Below are 18860 nucleotides of genomic sequence, written 5' to 3' on the forward strand. Positions count from 1 at the left end.
GCGGCGCGACCTACCCTTCGGGATAGGTAATCGCGACTACCTCCCATTCTTTCGATCCGCCGGGCAGGCGCACCGTCCGCAAATCGCCAACTTCCGCCCCGCGCAGGGCGCGCGCAATCGGGCTGGACCAGCCGACACGCCCTTCGCCTGCATCCTGCTCGTTATCGCCGACAATGGTGAGAATGCGCTCGTCATCGTCCTCGTCGGCGATGGTGACAGTCGCGCCGAAGAAAATGCGCGCCTTGTCCGGCTGCTGCGCCGGGTTAACGACCTTTGCGAATTTCATCACCTTGGCGAGATAGGCGAGCTCGCGGTCGATCTCGCGCATGCGCTTGCGACCGTAGAGGTAGTCGCCGTTCTCGCTGCGGTCGCCATTGCCCGCCGCCCAGCTGACGATCTCTGTGATTTCCGGGCGTTCGGTACCGAGCAGGTGATCGTAGCGCGCCTTCAACGCGGCGAGGCCTGCGGGGGTGATAGGGTTCGTTTTGTCGGGAGCGGGCATCGCCGCTCTATCGCGCGATCAGCACATCCTGATCAAGCGGTTCGTCCCAGTCGACGCGACCATCGCTGGCCTGCTCTTGATAGGAGCCGTCTTCATAGATGTGCCTTGTGTGGAAATAGTTATTTGCCCCATCGCGCTCGACTGTCAGCAGAACCTGCCAGCCATTGTGATCCTCTGGAGATAAACGCACCGGCCCAAAAGTTGTCGGACTGCGACCGATCTCCGCAAAACCTTCCTGCGCAGAGGCAAGCACGAACATCGTGCACCCGCCAGTGCCGCAATGCGATGGCTGGCGAACGAGTACGACGTGTTCCTCCACGCCATCACCATTCAGATCGACCGCAGCAGATGAGTATTCCGTAACATCGTACGTCTGGTCGAGATGATCGGAAAGGGCCACAGTGTCATCCAGCCAGCTGGACGCGCACGCAATGAGACCCAAAGGCAGCAGGGCGATGAAAGCTTTTCTCATAATCTGAGCGATAGCAGGATAGCGCGGCCAGAAAAACCGCCTCACCCATGGCAGTCTAGCGAAGGAAATCCTCGACATCGCGGGTGCGACCGGCGCGTTCGGGATAAAGATTCTCGTAGACAACCGCATTCTCGATCACGCGCTGCACATAGTTTTTGGTCTCGAAAAAGCCGATTTCCTCGATCCAGCGCAGCCAGTCTCCGGTCTGGCGCGGATCGCCATTTTCGCGCAGCCAGCGGTTCACATTGCCGGGGCCGGCATTGTAAGCGGCGAAGGCCAGCGGATAGCTGCCGTCGTAATAGCTTACCAGCCGTTCGATGTGGTTGGAGCCAAGGCGCATTGCATATTGCGGATCGTCGATCAGGCGGCTGGCAGAGAAGGGCACACCTGCGCGCCGCGCTTCCTCGCGGGCGGTAGCGGGCATGAATTGCATAATGCCGCGCGCACCGGCATGGCTGATGGCATTTTCCGCAAATTGGCTTTCTTGTCGCGCGATGGCGTGGATCAGCGTCCAATTGCTGCCAGCAGGGACCTGCAGGGTGGGGAAACCAATGCGCGTGAAACCGTCATGGCCATCGGCTGCAGCCGCGTCTGCGAGGTTCACCGCCAAGTCGCGACGGCCGATTTCACGGGCCAGCTCTGCCACCAGAAGATGCTCACCCAGCGTCTCTGCCTGATCGGCGATGCCGCGATAGAAGCGGATGCCGGTCGACCAGGGTGCGTCGCGCGCGACTTCCGCCGTGGCGCGGGTGATGGGCGCGGAAAGGAACCTACGGCGCTCCTCATCGGTGGGCGAGCCATTGGGTGCGGCGGCATAGGGCGGAATATCACGGCCCAGGCGCTGCAGCGCGAGCAGACCGTAGAATCTGTCATGGTACTGCGCCGCCATATCGTAATGACGGTTGGCCTCTTCGGTCATCCCGGCGCGGGAATAGGCTTCACCCGCCCAGAAAAAGCCCTTGGAGCGCGTCTGGCTGGTACGCGCTGCTGCGCCATATTGGTAGAAGAGCGGCGCAGCAGTCGCGCCATCGCCGCGCTGCCAAAGCGCATTCGTACCGCCCAGCCACATCAGCGAGGTGTAATCGTCGCGCAGGCGATATTCCATCGTGGAAATATCGTCGTCCTCGGTAAAGGCTTCGGTCGCGCGCTGGGCGATGCGGATGGAATCGCCTGTGCCGGCATTGCGGGCGACGGCAAGCAATTCTGTTACCCAGCGGGTGCGATCCAACGGGAGAGTGTCAAGTTCGGGACTGTCTGCGATCAGGCGCACCGCACGCGCTGGCGCGCCTTCGAGACGCAATTCGCGGCTGCGATTATAAAGATATCCCGGATCGCTCATGGCGCCGGCGGCGGAGGTCGCTCCATCGCCGCCTTCGAGGATGGCGAGACGAGCGGTAAATATCGGGCGCTCCGCCGCAGATGTGCGCGGCAATTGGCGAGCCGCGGCATCGGGTTCGCGCTGCCACAGCAGGGCATTCATGCGCGCATCGTGATCGTCCTGCTCGAATTCATCGCCATACATGGAGAAAAGCGCGGCTTCTGCCGTCGGACTCATCTCACCGCCGCGCCATGCCTCCATCGCCCAACGCTGCGATGCGGCGCGATCCTGACCCATCAGGGCGAGGGCATAATGCGCCTTGGCATAATTGGTGACCGGATCGCTGTTTTCGAAAAATTGGAGCAGCAATTGCGGATCGGTAAATTCGTCGCGCAATCGATGTTCGGCGCGGGCGCGCAAGGTCGTTTCATCGGGGAAGCCCGGATTCTCGGTCAGGAAATTAGCATATTCGACGAAGGAAATACGCGGAGCCGGTTCCCCATCTTCGCGGGCATTGTCCTGCCACAAACGCTCCCACCGGGCGATCTGCGGAGCCATCGGCCCCGGACCTTCTGCGACAAGGTTTGCGCGATTGCGATCCCATTCAGCAGAGTCTTGCGCGAGCAGCGTTGCGGGGGTTGCCATGGCGGCCATGGCAAGAAGCGAAACGAGTGAATTGCGAACCATGCTGGACATTATGCGTGGCCTCTCCTTATCAGGCCCTGAATGAATTCAATCTAACCGCTTGGGAGCGGCAAATATGTTCTCCGGATCGATACCTGCGCTGGCAACACCCTTTCGGGACGGTAGCTTCGATGAAGACGCGTATCGCCGATTCATCGACTATCAAATAGACAACGGAACCAGCGGGTTGGTTCCCTGCGGGACGACCGGCGAAAGCGCGACGCTGGATAATGACGAGCATCACAAGGTGATCGCCGTCTGCGCAGAGCAATCGGCGGGCAGGGTGCCGGTGATTGCAGGTGCAGGCTCCAACGATACGCAGACCGCCTTGTGGCATTGCAAGGAAGCGCAAATTGCAGGCGCCGACGCGCTGCTGCTGGTCGCGCCCTATTACAATCGCCCGTCGCAGGAGGGCCTGCTCGCGCACTTCAGCTATCTGGCGGAACGCACCGATCTGCCCATCGTCCTCTACAATGTGCCCGGACGTACGGTGACCGATATCAAGCCCGAAACGGTGATCGAACTGCACCGCCGCTTCCCGGATAAAATCGTTGCGATCAAGGATGCGAGCGGAGACCTCTCGCGCGTTGTCACCCACCGCATCGGCGCAGGGCCGGACTTCTGCCAGCTTTCTGGAGACGATCCGCTGGTCCTCGCCGGATATGCGCTGGGGCAGGTCGGCTGCATTTCGGTGACGGCCAATGTCGCACCCAAACTCTGCGCGGACTTCCACGCGGCAGCGGCAAGCGGCGATTTCGAGACCGCGCGCGCGATCAACGAAAAGCTCTACCCGCTCCACGCCGCCATGTTCGCAGAACCATCCCCCGCACCGGCCAAATACGCGCTCAGCAAACTGTTCGACTGGTTCGACCCGGAAGTGCGGATGCCGATCATGCCCTGCAGCGATGCGGCCAATGCGAAAGTGGATGAGGCGATGGAACTGGCTGGGATTTCCGCACAATAAAAACGAAGATTTTCATTACCGTCGCGGCCCTTGTGCTCACCTCATGCTCGACCATGCCACATATTGCGCAGCCCACTATCGATGAGCTTGCGCGGCAGTATCTCCCGGCGCAGCTGGCGATCGGTGAAAAGGACCCGGGCTAGGTCGATGCAAATTACGGGCGGGAGGACCTTATGTAGGCCTCGCGCGTTTTGCTGCCATGACGCGCTATATCCTCTTTCCGCTCGCCCTGGCTCTCTCCGCTTGCGTCGGGACCGAACCCATCGAGCCGCAAGTGGCTAGTGCCAGCACCGATTTCAGCGATGCGCGGCAGGTGACCGTCGAACTCGACAATTTTGATTTTAGCCCACGCGAATTGACGTTGACGGCGGGAGAGCCCGTGGAACTGGTGTTCACCAACACCTCTGGCGAAGCACACAATTTTGCCGCGCCCGAATTCTTCGCGTCGGCCATGATCCGCGAAGGCGATGCCGATTTATTGCGCAACGGCCATGTCGAACTTCGCGGCGGACGCAGCGCATCAGTTTTCCTTGTGCCGGTTGCCGGTGAATATGAAGTCGATTGCACGCATTTGGGTCATTCGGCGCTGGGCATGACGGGGTCGATTACGGTGCAGTGAAGCGCTTGAAACGCGAGGATTGCCTTGCGCAGTCTTGCCACCTACATGCGCTCACCTGATGGCACGCCCCAAACCCGCTACTTTCGACAAGCAGAAGATCGTCGCTGAAAACCGCAAGGCGCGGTTCAATTACCATATCGAGGAAACGTTCGAGGCGGGTATCGCGCTACAAGGCACCGAAGTGAAAGCCTTACGCGCGGGCGAGGGCTCGATCGCCGAAAGCTATGCCGAGGTGAAGGATGGCGAGGTATTTCTCGTCAATGCCAATATTCCTGAATTCAGCCACGGCAATCGCAACAATCATAAGCCCAAGCGGCCGCGTAAGCTGCTGCTGCACCGGCGCGAAGTGGACAAGATGTTCGGCGCGACCGAGCGCAAGGGAATGACGCTGGTCCCGCTATCGGTTTACTTCAACGGTCGCGGACGTGCCAAGGTTGAGCTGGCTCTGGCCAAGGGCAAGCAGGCGCACGACAAGCGCCAGACAATCAAGGATCGCGACTGGAAGCGCGACAAGGCGCGGATCATCAAAGAGAATTCGTAGCTGTCCCAACGACGTCAGTTACGACAGGAGCCGCTCCCTGCTCAGCCCCGAAGAATTTTCGCTACGCCGTTAAGCGCTGGTTGTGAACTGCGCGTCTAATACCATTTATGGTAAAGCGCGACGAAGCTGGGCGCGCGAACAGGTGCTATGGTCAAAAAAGCAATCAAATGGCTTTCGGCGCGCATGCCGAAAATGCCCGAGCGGGACGAGATGGCCCGCAACCGTTGGCTGCGCCCGATTGCACACCGTTTTCTCCGCTCTGAATTATGGCGGTTCACCCGTCGCTCGGTTCCGCGCGGTGCGGCTCTGGGCCTGTTTGCTGCCTTTATCATCCCCGTAGGGCAGATTTTTCTCGCAGCATTTCTCGCATTGCCTGCACGGGCGAATGTGCCGGTGGCGGCCGTCATTACTTTCGTGACCAATCCTTTCACCGTGCCATTCTGGCTGTTGGTGGCGAACAAGGTCGGGAAATTTACGCTTAAGGTCGATCCCGCAACCATGGCGAGCGCCAAGGCGGCGCTTGAAGAAACTTGGTGGACCGAATTTGGCTGGTGGTTGCAGACCGCCGGTGTCACGGCCTTTGGATTTTTGGTCCTTTCCGTCGTGACGGCCGCGGTCGGTTATCTGCTCACCAGTTTCCTATGGCGTTTCGTGGTGGCTCGAAGGTGGGAGAAGCGCCCGGCACGGCGCAATTTCCTGCGCGCAAAATCGCCCAAATCCAACTGAGGGTCTCAAACGGCGTTTTGCGGCGTTGCGGGTGCGCGAAGGCGTCCCTAAACCCGCTTTCATGAATCTAGCGAACGTGCATGAATCGCGCCGTGTGGTGGACGGCCTGGCTGTGGCAGCCGCCGTGCTGGCCAGCGTCACGCTCGTGCAATTCGCGACAGACAGCCTGACGGCGACGCTGGCCTATGCGGGCGGGCTGGTGGTGCTCGGCCTGATCGCTTTTATCTCCGGCCGTATTCAGGCGCATCGCCCGGCAGCGCGCGAAAGCGAAGCGCTCGACTGGTCGGTGACGGTAGCCGCGATCGAGCAGCCCGACCTGGCAATTGCGATTACGGACAGAGCGAACCGATTGGTCTGCGCCAATTCGGCGTTCGAGCTGTGGTTCGGATCCAGCAACGGTCCGCCAAACCTGCCCGTCGACGGGACCAGTGCCGATCAGCTGTTGCGGCTGGCGCGCGCTGCATGGCGCGATGGCAAGGGTGACGCGGTCACTGTGGCGGATGAGCAGAAAAGCTGGACCGCAACCGCTCACCGGGCGGGGCAGAGCGATGATTACCTGATCTGGCGCTTTGCTCCGGTGGTGCGGACCGAGCCGATTGCAGCGATCGGCAAGCACATTACCGGCCTGTTCGGCAAAGTGCTGGGCGCGGCAGGAATTTCCGTCGCGCTCGTCTCGCCCGAGGGGATGGTGCGCGCGGGCAATCCGGCCTTGGCGCGGCGAGCCTTTGGCGACGAAAAGGCGCGGATGGCGGGTCAGGAATTCGTGCAATTGCTGCGTTCCGACGAGCGGGAGCGTATCTATTTCGCGCGCGAAGGCAAGAAGGGTTCCCCGCAGACGCTGGTGCAGGTTCCGCTCGCCGATCCCGACATTGCAGCGACTGAGGAGATACCCGGCAAAGCGGCAGGCGAGGCGCCATCGCTGATGCTGCTTATCGACGCCGGAATCGGCGTCGGCGGTTGGGGCGGAGAAGCCAAGGGCGGTCAGGCGGCGCAATTGCAGGGCTTGCTCGAGCAGCTTCCGCTCGGCCTCGCCACGACCGACCGTGACGGGCATTTCCTGTTCGCAAATCCCGCATTCCGCCGCGCTGCGGGAATAGGGCAGGGGGACCTGCCGCCTTATCCGGGCGACATCGTCGTCCCGCGCGACAAGACAGCCATGTCCGATGCTGTGCGCCGCCATGGGCAAGGTCCTGCCTCGAGTGGGGACATTGCCGTTCGGCTGCGGCATGAGCCGGATGAGCCAGTCAGCCTCGGCCTCGCAGGCGTGCGCGGACTGGGAGAAGCAGCGGTGCTGCTGAGCCTTGCCGACACGACTGAAGAGGCTCGGCTCAAGCGGCAGGTCGCTCAAGCAACCAAGATGCAGGCCGTGGGTCAGCTCGCAGGCGGCGTCGCGCACGACTTCAACAACGTGCTGACTGCCATCATCGGCTATTGCGACCTCATGCTGCTGCGCCACACGCCGGGGGACAGCGATTATGACGATATCCAGCAGATCAAGGCGAATTCGAACCGCGCGGCCAGCCTGACGCGGCAATTGCTCGCCTTCAGCCGCCAGCAGACCTTGCAACCGGAAATCATCCAGTTGCCCGATATCCTGTCGGAAGTTAGCCAGCTGTTGAAGCGGCTACTGGGTGCAAAGATCACGCTGAAAGTCCGTCATGACCGCGACCTTGGTCCGGTCAGAGCCGACCCGCGCCAGCTGGAGCAGGTGATCATCAATCTCGCAGTGAATGCACGCGATGCGATCCAGTCCCATGGCGGGGGCGAGGGGGCAGCCGGAACGCTCGCCTTCGCGACACGGCGCGTACAGGCGACGGATATCCGCCGCATGGGAAGCGAAATCATCCCCGCAGGCGATTACACCGTGCTGATTGCAGAGGACACCGGCGGCGGCATCCCGCAAAATATTATAGGCAAGCTGTTCGAACCGTTCTTTACGACGAAAGAGCAGGGCAAAGGCACCGGCCTCGGCCTCTCCACCGTCTATGGCATCGTCAAGCAGTCGGGCGGCTTTATCTTTGCCAGCAACGCCAAGGCCCCCGATGGCGGTATCAAAGGCGCGCGCTTTACCGTGTATCTCCCGGTCCATCAGGCGACCGAGGAAGAGCTGCGCAAGGCCGAGGAAGAGGAACAGGTCCGCGAATGGTCCGGCGGCGGCACGATTCTACTCGTCGAGGATGAGGATATGGTGCGCGCCGTTGCCGAACGCGCACTCGCACGTCAGGGCTACACCATCGTCACCGCCAGCGATGGCGATGAGGGGCTGGAAGAGTTCCTGCAGGATGAAGGCAAATTCGATCTCGTCGTCACCGATGTCGTCATGCCGAGCATGGATGGCCCCGCCATGGCGAAAGAAATCCGCAAGCGCCGCCCGCGCCTGCCGATCCTCTTCATGTCCGGCTATGCCGAGGAACAGCTGCGTAGCGAGATCGATATCGAGAATATGCACTTCATCCCCAAGCCATTCAGCGTGAAGCAGATCGGCGAAATGGTGGGCAATGTGCTGCGCCGAAGCGCTCGCAAATAATCCAAACAGGCCTTTGGAATTCCGAAATATTGTGACGAGGGGGACGTGCCGCTTGCGCCCCGCGCGGCTTCGCGCCACTCTCCATTCACACGATATACAGATCGGGATACTCTAAAATCTAGGTCATCATCGAACGGGAGGGACATTCATCATGCTGAAGCGTTTTCTGGCGACGAGCCTGCTTGCTACCGCCGCTGTCTTGCCGGCTCAAGCGCAGGATCCAACTGGCGAAGAGACCGCGCAGGGCGATGTCTCTGTCACCATTTACCAGAATGGCCAGGCGCTGGTGCAGGATATCCGCACGCTCAACATTCCGCGCGGCACGACGCGGATCGAATTCCCCGATGTCTCCGCGATGATCCGCCCGCAAACGCTCAGCTTCAATGCTGAGGGTACGGCGATTGTCGAACAGAATTTCGACTTCGATCTCCTCACCCCTGCCAAGCTGATGGAAAAAGCCGTCGGCAGCACGGTCACACTGGTGCGAACGAACCCGGCGACCGGCGCTGAAGTGCGGGAGCGGGCCGAGGTGCTCTCCGTCGTCGGCGGCGTCGTCGTGCGTATTGGAGACCGGATCGAAGTCCTGCGCGATGATGGACTGCCGGTGCGTGTGGTGTTCGATGAAGTCCCGTCAAACCTGCGCGCACGGCCGACGCTTTCGGTCACGCTGAACAGCAATCGCAGCGGCAATCGCCCGGCATCGATCCGCTACCTCTCTCCCGGCCTCGATTGGAGTTCGGACTATGTCGCGCTTTATGACGAACAGGCCGATATTGTCGACATGCAGGGCTGGGTGACGCTCACCAACAACACCGGCACAACGTTCTACAACGCTGACACGCTGCTGGTGGCCGGCAATCCAAATGGTAGTGGCAACGGCCCACGGCGCGACATGGTGCGCCCGGGGACTGAAACCGCTGATCGCGAGCGGCTGGGCGACTTTTATCTCTACCCAATCGAGGGCCGCACCACGATTGCCAATGCGCAGACCAAGCAGGTGAGCTTCCTCGACGTGCAGGGCGTGCCTGCCCAGCGCACCTATGCCATCGGTTCCGGCTGGCTGCAGAGCGACAATGATTTCCGCCCGGTGAGCAGCGCGATCAGCTTCAGCTCCAGCTCCGATGGCGGTCTCGGCGATGCTCTCCCTGCGGGGACGGTTCGCTTTTACCAGCGCGATGCGCAGGGCAATCCGCAATTTATCGGCGAAAACCAGATCGGCCATACGCCGATGGGCAGCACGCTTTCGCTAGTGACGGGCGATGCCTTTGATGTGTTCATGCAAGCTGAAGTCGAAAACCGCGAGGTTATCACCGCGGCAGACTATGAGCGCAGCGCGCGATATCGCGTGTTCGAAGATGGCGAGTTGGTGCGCGAAGTCGAGATAGATCGCACAGTGGATTATTACCGCACCACGATGCGCTATACCTTCACCAACGCCAAACCTGAGCCCGTCACCGTCCAGCTAACGCAAGGCGGCCTTGACCGGGCCTGGTGGGGGCGTGATTTCCGCATCATATCAGAGGATGTCGAAGGCGAGCAGATCAATTTCGGAATGCGCCGATATGACGTGACCGTTCCCGCCAATGGTGAGCGGGTGGTTCGTGTAACGTACGAATCGCGCTTTTAAGGGGCAGGGCCGTGCGGCACCGTTCTAACTTGCCACAACCCTCTCCCCTCCCGCTTGCGGGAGGGGCCGGGGGTGGGCAAAACGGCCAAAACAGGCCCACCCCGCTGCGACTAGCGAGCAAGCTCGTAAGTCTCGTTGCCCCTCCCGCAAGCGGGAAGGGTCTTCTCGCGCTACTTATTGCTCTCATAGCCAGCCCCGCCCACGCGCAAGAGCGGCAGATCGTGGAGGCCTCGGCGCCGCAGGACTTGGCCGTTACCGTCTATCGCGATCCCAATCGTGTGCCGTGGCGACAGATGAACCGCAACAATCCGCGCGGCTTCGCCATGATCAGCGAAACGCGCACGGTCACTCTGCCTCCGGGCGAATCGACTATCCGGTTCGATGGTGTGTCCGAAGGCATGGTTGCGGTCAGCGCGATTGTGACGGGCCTGCCCGGGGGCACGATCGAGAAAAACCGCAATGCGGATCTGCTCAGCCCGGCCGCGCTTGTCGATGGCACGCTGGGCAACCGTGTGACGATCACCCGGACCAATCCCGCCACCGGGGAAGCCGAAAGCGAAGATGCAATCGTCCGCACGCGCGCCGATGGCGGCCTCGTCCTGCAAACCGATGAGGGATATGAGGCCGTCCGCTGTTCCGGTCTACGAGAAGGGCTGAGCTTTGACGAAATTCCCGGCGGCCTCTCGCCAAATCCTGTCTTCACGATTGACACGGCGAGCGAGGCGGGCGGCACCTATACAGTGACCCTGTCCTATCTCTCTTGGGGGTTCGACTGGCAGGCCAATTACGTCGCCGCATTGCAGGAAGAGGGCGATGCCGATGATGTGCGCTTCGATCTGTCCAGCTGGCTGACAATCCTCAACGATAACGGTCAGAGCTTTGAGAATGCGGAGCTGATGGCGGTGGCGGGATCGCTCAATATCGTGAGCAATTTTTCTCAGCTCGCCAGCCCGCCGCGCGCTCGTCCGCTTCAGCTGACCTGCTGGCCGCGCGGCAGCACGGCGACGGGCATTCCGGTTCCCAATTACGATTTCAACGAGTCCGAGTATGACGATGCCATCGTCGTGACAGGAGCGCGTGTGCAGCGAGAAAGCATGACTTCGCCTTCGCCGGTTCAGGCGCTGGCTCCGCCGCCTCCACCGCCGCCTCCAGTAGTGGCCGGTGAGGAAAACCTCGGCGACCTGAAGCTCTACCGTATCCCTGTCCGCATGGATGTGAACGCGCAGGGCCTGAAACAGGTGCTATTTCTTCAGGAAGAGGATGTGGAGGGTGAACTCGTCTATGAGATCACATGCACGCCGTGGTCCTCGCGCGTGGAGCCTTATCCCGTCCAGCTCTCGCTCGAGACGGTGAATGATGAAGAGCATGGCCTCGGCGTGGCGCTGCCTTCGGGCGAAGTTTCTATCTTTGAGCAGTCAGCGTTCGGCGAATTGTGGGTGCGCGATGTCAACCTGCGTGATTTCGCCTCGGGCCAGGATGTCGAAATGCCGATCGGCGAAAGCAATCAGGTATTCGGCAATTGCACTTCTCTGGGCGACCAGACCCAGCAGGGCTGGAATACGCGCTGGGCTGGCATGACCCTCGAACTCACCAATGCTAATCCTGAGGCGGTGCGCGTTCGGGTGCAGATGGGATCGCCGCTGCAATGGGAAATCCGCGGGCAGCGGGCAGGAGTGCGCGATGCGCAGCGATTCGTCGAAATACGCGTTCCGGCCAATGGTGCGCGGACTGTTGAGTGGGAAACGCGCGTTCCCCAACCCGACGAAGAGGAGAGCTGAACCGGGCGGTTTTCCGCCGTCGAGGCTGCTTTTGAAGAAAAAGTTCGTTCCACTCTTGTTCTCATGGAACAAAATGGGTACAAGCTGTTTCCATCACAGCACAAAGGGCGGTTGAAAAGACTGTAACCGGCCCTAGCGAACTGACGGAGGCCGTGTCATGGCGAATGCAAACCTGAAGCTGGTTGAAAAGGAATCCAACGTGGACCGTCAGAAGGCGCTAGACGCCGCACTCGCGCAAATCGATCGCGCATTTGGCAAGGGCTCGGCAATGAAGCTGGGCAGCAAGGAAGCGATGGAGGTGGAGGCGATCTCCACCGGCTCGCTGGGGCTTGATATTGCGCTTGGCATTGGCGGCCTGCCCAAGGGCCGCGTTATCGAAGTGTATGGCCCGGAAAGCTCGGGCAAGACCACGCTCGCGCTGCATGCGATTGCAGAGGCGCAGAAGGCTGGCGGTACTGCCGCTTTCGTCGATGCCGAGCATGCTCTCGATCCCGTCTACGCCAAGAAGCTTGGCGTGAATATTGATGAGCTGGTCGTGTCACAGCCCGATACTGGTGAGCAGGCACTCGAAATTACCGATACGCTGGTCCGCTCTAACGCGGTGGACATTCTGGTGGTCGACTCGGTTGCCGCTCTCGTGCCGCGTGCTGAAATCGAAGGTGAGATGGGTGACAGCCACGTCGGCCTGCAGGCCCGCCTCATGTCGCAATCGCTGCGCAAGCTGACCGGCTCGATCAACAAGTCGAAATGCATGGTGATTTTCATCAACCAGCTGCGCATGAAAATCGGCGTGATGTACGGTAACCCGGAAACGACTACGGGTGGTAACGCGCTTAAATTCTACGCTTCGGTCCGCCTCGATATTCGCCGCACCGGCCAGATCAAGGATCGCGATGAAGTGATCGGCAACTCGACTCGCGTGAAGGTGGTGAAGAACAAGGTTGCCCCGCCGTTCAAGCAGGTCGAATTCGACATTATGTATGGCGAAGGAATTTCGAAGATTGGCGAAATCCTCGATCTCGGTGTGAAAGCCGGCATCGTGGAAAAGTCCGGTTCCTGGTTCAGCTATGACAGCGTCCGCATCGGGCAGGGCCGTGAGAATGCTAAGAACTTCCTGAAGGAAAACACAGAGATGTGCGCCAAGTTGGAAGCCGCCATTCGCGGTAAAACCGACGAGGTCGCCGAGGAGATGATGACGGGTCCGGACGCGGAATCCGACGACTGATCCTCAAGAAGGTGGGCAGCGCGAGAGTACTCGCCTGGACAGTGTAACACCTGTCACACCTTGCGAAACCGGAGCCGGCAAAGGCGGACCCCCATCCGCCAGAGCCGGCTTCTTCGCGTCTGCTGTCCTCAAATCGCAAAGCCTGCTAGCGGAGGCCCATGACAGACAAGAGCGAATGGCAAGGGCGCGTGGGCGAAAGCTGGGCCGCCGAGTACCGCCGCACCGATCGCAGCTTCACGATGCTCACAGAGCACTTGCTTGCGCAAACCCGCGGCATCGATGCCCGCCATGTGCTCGATATCGGCTGCGGTGCAGGCGAGCTTTCGCTAGCCATCGCACGCGGCCGCAGCGGCGCGACAGTGACCGGGCTGGACATTTCGGCAGACCTCATTTCAATCGCCCAAGAGCGCGGCAAAGAATTGCCCAATTGCTCTTTCACTTGCGCCGATGCAGCGGAATGGACCGGAAACGAGCAGGCTAATCTGATCGTGTCGCGTCACGGCGTGATGTTTTTCGATGATCCCGTCGGTGCATTTGCGAATATTGCCGCTCAGACGGAAAGCGGCGGCAGACTTCTGTTCTCCTGCTTCCGCGATGCGTCGGAAAATCCCTTCTTCCATGAGATAAGGCGCCTGCTTCCTGACGCTGCCGAGAAGCCCGATCCGCGCGCACCGGGACCGTTTGCCTTGGCAGATAACTCCTATGTATGTTCCGTCCTGCTGCAGTCGGGATGGGAACGCATCGAAGCCAAGCCGTTCGACTTCCCAATGATAGTCGGCTCGGGCGAAGATCCGTTAGAGGATGCGGTAAGCTATTTCGCTCGCATCGGCCCCGCCGCCCGTGCTGCCAGTGAAATGGAATTTACTGCGCGTGAGCGGTTCTTCGACCGCGTCCGTCGGCTCGCAGAACGCCATTTGCATGACGGCATAGTTTCGTTTCCTGCCGCCGCATGGATCGTCACCGCGCGCAAAGTCTAGCTGGTGCAAAGGTGCCGCAATTTCGCAGTGTTCGGCCAAGGCGCTCACACTAAGTGAGCCATTGCGCTTGTCGCAGGCGCTGCCAGCGCCTAATTCGCATTCCATGCATTCGACCAACGATATTCGGCGCGCTTTCCTCGATTATTTCGCGCAGCAAGACCATGAAGTTGTGCCATCCGCACCGCTCGTGCCTTATAACGATCCCAGCCTCATGTTCGTCAATGCGGGTATGGTGCCGTTCAAGAACGTCTTTACGGGCGTGGAAACGCCGCCGGCACCGCGCGCGACCAGCAGCCAGAAATGTGTGCGGGCAGGGGGCAAGCACAATGATCTCGACAATGTCGGCTACACCGCGCGTCACCTGACATTCTTCGAAATGCTCGGCAATTTCAGTTTTGGCGATTATTTCAAAGAGCGCGCGATCGAGCACGCCTGGAATCTCGCCACCAAGGATTTGGGCCTCGCCAAAGATCGGTTGACGGTGACCGTCTATCACACGGATGACGAAGCATTCGCCCTTTGGAAATCCATCGCAGGTCTGCCGGAAAACCGTATCATCCGCATTGCGACCAAGGACAATTTCTGGGCAATGGGCTCCGATGGTCCCTGCGGTCCGTGTTCCGAAATATTCTGGGATCACGGTGATAAAGTCGCCGGCGGACCTCCGGGCTCACCCGACGAGGATGGCGATCGCTTCGTTGAAATCTGGAACCTCGTCTTCATGCAGCACATGCAAGAAGCGGATGAAATCATCGGCGATCTCCCGCGCCCCAGCATCGACACTGGAATGGGACTCGAGCGTATCTCAACGGTCCTTCAAGGCGTGCACAACGTCTTCGAGACCGACACTTTCCGCAACATCATCGATGTGAGCGAAGATCTCGTCAAAGCGAAGGCGGACGAAGACACGATCGCCAGCCACCGCGTGATCGCAGATCACCTGCGTTCGACCAGCTTCCTGATCGCCGATGGTGTTCTGCCGTCTAATGAGGGGCGCGGTTATGTGCTTCGCCGGATCATGCGCCGCGCGATGCGTCACGCCCATCTGCTGGGTGCCGACGAGCCGCTGATGCACCGTCTCGTGCCGACATTGGTGAGTGAAATGGGGCAGGCTTATCCAGACCTGGGCCGCGCACAGGCTCTCATCACCGAGGTACTCGAGCGCGAGGAAGCGCGCTTTCGCCAGACGCTGGAGAAGGGTCTACGTCTGCTCGACGAGGAAACCGGCGATTTGGCCGAGGGCGACAGCCTGTCCGGCGAGACGGCCTTCAAGCTCTACGACACCTATGGCTTCCCTTACGATCTGACTGAAGATGCCCTGCGAAATCGCGGCATTTCGGTGGATAAGGACGGCTTCGATGCGGCAATGGAGCAGCAGAAAGCGGCCGCGCGTGCAGCGTGGAAGGGCTCCGGCGCTTCTGCCGACAACGAAGTATGGTTCGATATCGCCGAACGCGAAGGTGCGAGCGAGTTTACCGGCTACAGCTCGACCGAAGGCGAAGGGCGCGTGGTGGCGCTGGTGGTCGATGGCAAGGAAGTCCATTCGGCTGACAGCGGGCAGGATGTGACCGTGCTCACCAACCAGACGCCGTTCTACGGCGAGAGCGGCGGTCAGATGGGCGACACCGGCAAAATTACCGGCGACCACCGCCTCGCGATTACGGTGGAAGATACGTCCAAGCCGCTAGGCCGCTTGCATGCTCACCATGGCACGATCACGTCCGGGAAGGTTGCTGTGGGTGACACGGTGCATCTCGCGATTGATGCTAAGCGTCGGGACGAAATCCGCGCCAATCATTCGGCCACGCATTTGATGCATGCGGCCTTGCGCAACCACCTTGGCGATCATGTGACCCAAAAGGGTTCGCTCGTCGCGCAGGAACGGCTGCGTTTCGACTTTTCGCATCCCAAACCGCTGACCGCTTCCGAGGTGGCCGCGATCGAGGCCGAAGTGAATGCAGAGATCCGCGCCAACGATGAAGTCGTCACGCGATTGATGAGCCCCGATGAGGCCATCGAAGCGGGCGCCATGGCGCTGTTCGGTGAGAAGTATGGCGAAGAGGTGCGCGTCCTTTCCATTGGCTCGCCAAGGGAGGGCGACAAGACCTACTCGGTAGAGCTTTGTGGCGGCACCCATGTTCGCGCGACAGGCGACATCGGCCTGTTTCGCATCGTCAGCGAAAGCGCTGTGTCATCCGGCGTGCGCCGCATTGAAGCACTTACGGGTGAAGCCGCTCGCGAATGGGTTGTAGGCCGTGAGGAGTCGCTCAAATCAGTCGCTGCAACGCTTAAGACCGCCCCGGACGAAGTTGAGGAACGGGTCGCCGCTCTGGTCGATGAGCGCAAACGCCTCGAGCGAGAATTGGCGGAGGCGAAGAAGCAGCTCGCTCTTGGCGGCGGCGGCTCCAGTACAGCGGCGGCTAATGAAGATGTCGGGGGTATCGCGTTTAGCGGGCAGGTCCTAGAGGGCATGAACCCGAAGGAACTGCGCGGACTGCTCGACGAAGCCAAGGGCCGCATGGGAAGCGGCGTCGCTGCCATCATCGCGGTGAATGATGGCAAGGCGGCGGTGGCTGTCGGCGTGACGAACGACCTTGCGGGTCAGGTGAGCGCAGTCGATCTGGTGCGCGCGGGTGTGGAGACAGTAGGCGGCAAAGGTGGCGGCGGCCGGCCTGACATGGCTCAGGGCGGCGGCCCGGATGGTGACAAGGCAGATGATGCCATCGCCGCCATCCGGGATGTGCTCACGAAAGCTAACGCCTAACCCTGGTCGCTCTTGCGATCGGAAGCGTTGCGGCGACGGTCGGGCTCGCTACCGCGCGGCACGTCTTGCATGCTCTGCGGATCGCGTCCTTTATCCTTGCCGCTCGCGACATTCTTCGGCTTGAACTTCTCGTCATTGGGGATGGGTTTGGTCGGGTCGATGTCATCGGACATGTCTGTTTTCTCCTTCACATGTCCAACGCGCGAAGGCCGCGGACTATCCCCGAAAGTCAGTTTTCACTGGTGCTGGTGCGCAATTTCGGCTTGTGCTCCAACGCGCCATCCTCCTGAATCCGTTCGCGAAACTCATCGCGCTTTTCATGGATGCTGGCGATAACAGGCCCCATAGGCACGCCGATATCGACCAGCGCCGCCTCCGACAGCTGCAATGAGCTTTCGAGCGTTTCGGGCACAGCCGTGCTTGCGCCGCTACGGTAGAGCTCTGCTGCATGGAAGCTGTCGCGCGCACGGGCGATAATGGGTAATTCGGGGAACGCCGTACGCAATTTGCGAACCATTCGCTGGGCGAGGATATGCTCGTCCATGGTCAGGATAACGGCAGGGGCCTTGTCAATATTGAGCTTGTCCAGCGCATCTTCGCGCAGCGCGTTGCCATAGACAGCGTAATATCCATCGTGCCGCGCGCTTTCGATCAGGTCCGGATCGGAGTCGATCGCGACATAGGCCACATCGTGCCGCTTGAGCATCTGTGCCACCAATCGCCCGACACGGCCAAGCCCGACGATCACAACACGCGGCGCGTCGCGGCCTTCCTCATCCAGCTCATCAAGCGTTGGAGCAGGCTCCACCTGCCGTGCCAATCGCTTGCCCAGCATGGCGAGCAGCGGAGTGACGGTGAGACCGATAGCTGTCACAATCTGCCAAAACTGGGCTGTTTCGCGCGAGATCAGCAGCGCGCTTGAAGCGGCAGCCATCACGATGAGCGTGGTTTCCGATGGGCTCGCCATCAGGATCCCGGTCTCTGTCGCTGTCGCTTTGCGCGCACCCATCAGGCGCAGCAATACGCCCGTAACGATGGCCTTCAGCGTGAGTACTCCGATAACAGCGAAAGCGATCTGCCACAGCTGATCCCAGATCACCATGATGTCGATGCCCATGCCCACGGTGATGAGGAACACGCCGAGCGCGAGACCCTTGAACGGCTCCATGATGCCTTCGACTTCGGTGTGGTATTCGGTCTCGGCAATCAGTAATCCGGCGATCAGCGCGCCCACGATGGGTGAGAGACCGACGAGCGCAGTGGCGAGGCTCGCGCCGATTACCACCAGCATACTTGCGGCGAGGAACAGCTCCGGGCTCTTGGTGCGCGCAGCCTGGGCGAAGAGATGCGGCAAGAGGAAACGCCCTGCAATCATCATCACCGCGACCACCAATCCGCCTTTCCACAGCGTGTCGAGCAGGCCGCTCCACCCGTCTCCGGTCGCGTTGGGAGCAAGCGCGCCGAGCAGGAAGATGATCGGCACGATCATGATATCTTCGAACAGCAGCATCGACAAAGATGCGCGGCCCACCGGCGTGTTCGTGCCCGATATCGGCAGGACAAGTGCGGTGGATGAGAAGGCGAGGGCAAGCCCCAAAGCGAGCGATCCGTACCAATCGAGACCGGTTAAAGAGAGCGCCACGGCCAGCAGCGCGCCAATGACGAGGATCTCCAGCGCGCCGAGGCCGAACACCAGTTTCCTGAGTTGCCACAGGCGATTGAAGCTCAATTCGAGGCCGATCGTGAACAGCAGCAGGATGATGCCGAATTCGGCGAAGGGATCGAGCGCTTCGGGCTCGGAAATGGTGATATGGCGCAGGAAGTCGAAGTCGCTGACCAGCTTGCCGAGGCCGAAAGGGCCGACAAGCAGGCCGACGAGGATGAACCCGATGATCGGTGTCACGCGAAAACGCGCGAACAGCGGAATGACGATCCCGGCCGCGCCGAGGATGACGAGGGCATCCTTCATCAAAGGGGTGATTTCGGCGTGATGCATTGTCGGCTTATGACAGAGTGGCAGCGTTCTTCGCAACTGCGAAACGGGCTGGCACGTCGCTTTGTTCGCGGGGGGTGTGACAGGTGTGACAGTGTTCAGGAGTGAATTTCCTGGCGGGTGAAATCAGGCGTTTCATCGCA

The 18860-nt window shown here is 60.7% G+C and carries 15 protein-coding genes; 10 read left to right on the forward strand and 5 right to left on the reverse strand.

The window, feature by feature from the left end; genetic code table 11:
• Positions 1-10 precede the first annotated feature (10 nt).
• From greB to I5L03_RS06720, 3 genes are read right to left on the reverse strand one after another with little or no spacing between them, the layout of a single operon-like run.
• On the reverse strand, positions 11-502 hold the full coding sequence (gene greB, locus I5L03_RS06710; protein ID WP_197920975.1) for a transcription elongation factor GreB: 492 nt from the start codon (positions 500-502) through the stop codon (positions 11-13).
• Positions 503-509: 7 nt separating this feature from the next.
• A complete protein-coding gene (locus I5L03_RS06715) occupies positions 510-974 on the reverse strand; it encodes a hypothetical protein (RefSeq protein WP_197920976.1) in 465 nt (154 codons plus the stop codon).
• 55 nt (positions 975-1029) lie between these two features.
• Positions 1030-2988, reverse strand: coding sequence for a lytic transglycosylase domain-containing protein (locus I5L03_RS06720; RefSeq protein ID WP_197920977.1), 1959 nt, complete (start codon positions 2986-2988; stop codon positions 1030-1032).
• Positions 2989-3052: 64 nt separating this feature from the next.
• Here I5L03_RS06720 and dapA point away from each other — a divergent pair, with 64 nt between their 5' ends.
• The 10 genes from dapA (at position 3053) to alaS (ending at position 16724) form a co-directional block, all read left to right on the forward strand.
• The gene (gene dapA, locus I5L03_RS06725) at positions 3053-3940 is read left to right on the forward strand and encodes a 4-hydroxy-tetrahydrodipicolinate synthase (protein ID WP_197920978.1); all 888 of its coding nucleotides are present in this window, start codon (positions 3053-3055) and stop codon (positions 3938-3940) included.
• A 199-nt stretch (positions 3941-4139) separates the two neighbouring features.
• The gene (locus I5L03_RS06730; protein ID WP_197920979.1) at positions 4140-4559 is read left to right on the forward strand and encodes a plastocyanin/azurin family copper-binding protein; all 420 of its coding nucleotides are present in this window, start codon (positions 4140-4142) and stop codon (positions 4557-4559) included.
• Positions 4560-4617: 58 nt separating this feature from the next.
• A complete protein-coding gene (gene smpB, locus I5L03_RS06735; RefSeq protein WP_197920980.1) occupies positions 4618-5100 on the forward strand; it encodes an SsrA-binding protein SmpB in 483 nt (160 codons plus the stop codon).
• 192 nt (positions 5101-5292) lie between these two features.
• On the forward strand, positions 5293-5826 hold the full coding sequence (locus I5L03_RS06740; RefSeq protein ID WP_197921489.1) for a DUF2062 domain-containing protein: 534 nt from the start codon (positions 5293-5295) through the stop codon (positions 5824-5826).
• Between the two features lie 61 nt (positions 5827-5887).
• Positions 5888-8353, forward strand: coding sequence for a PAS domain-containing sensor histidine kinase (locus I5L03_RS06745; protein WP_197920981.1), 2466 nt, complete (start codon positions 5888-5890; stop codon positions 8351-8353).
• 151 nt (positions 8354-8504) lie between these two features.
• Positions 8505-9980 (forward strand): DUF4139 domain-containing protein, encoded by a 1476-nt coding sequence (locus I5L03_RS06750; protein WP_197920982.1) that lies wholly within the window; start codon positions 8505-8507, stop codon positions 9978-9980.
• 221 nt (positions 9981-10201) lie between these two features.
• Positions 10202-11758, forward strand: a complete 1557-nt coding sequence (locus I5L03_RS06755) for a DUF4139 domain-containing protein (protein ID WP_197920983.1) — start codon at positions 10202-10204, stop codon at positions 11756-11758.
• A 157-nt stretch (positions 11759-11915) separates the two neighbouring features.
• On the forward strand, positions 11916-12983 hold the full coding sequence (recA, locus tag I5L03_RS06760; RefSeq protein WP_197920984.1) for a recombinase RecA: 1068 nt from the start codon (positions 11916-11918) through the stop codon (positions 12981-12983).
• A gap of 158 nt (positions 12984-13141) precedes the next feature.
• A complete protein-coding gene (locus tag I5L03_RS06765; protein WP_197920985.1) occupies positions 13142-13960 on the forward strand; it encodes a class I SAM-dependent methyltransferase in 819 nt (272 codons plus the stop codon).
• A 103-nt stretch (positions 13961-14063) separates the two neighbouring features.
• Positions 14064-16724, forward strand: coding sequence for an alanine--tRNA ligase (gene alaS / locus I5L03_RS06770; RefSeq protein WP_197920986.1), 2661 nt, complete (start codon positions 14064-14066; stop codon positions 16722-16724).
• On the opposite strand, the gene I5L03_RS06775 is transcribed toward alaS, so the two are convergent.
• Together I5L03_RS06775 and I5L03_RS06780 are read right to left on the reverse strand one after the other, a co-directional pair.
• Positions 16721-16897 (reverse strand): hypothetical protein, encoded by a 177-nt coding sequence (locus I5L03_RS06775; protein ID WP_197921527.1) that lies wholly within the window; start codon positions 16895-16897, stop codon positions 16721-16723. The two genes, alaS and I5L03_RS06775, sit on opposite strands and share 4 nt — an antisense overlap.
• 56 nt (positions 16898-16953) lie before the next feature.
• Complete coding sequence (locus tag I5L03_RS06780) at positions 16954-18720, reverse strand: cation:proton antiporter domain-containing protein (protein ID WP_197920987.1); 1767 nt, start codon at positions 18718-18720, stop codon at positions 16954-16956.
• Positions 18721-18860 lie beyond the last annotated feature (140 nt).

Origin of the sequence: Aurantiacibacter sediminis, assembly GCF_016019885.1 — a bacterium.
In the GTDB taxonomy this organism is placed as follows: domain Bacteria; phylum Pseudomonadota; class Alphaproteobacteria; order Sphingomonadales; family Sphingomonadaceae; genus Alteraurantiacibacter; species Alteraurantiacibacter sediminis.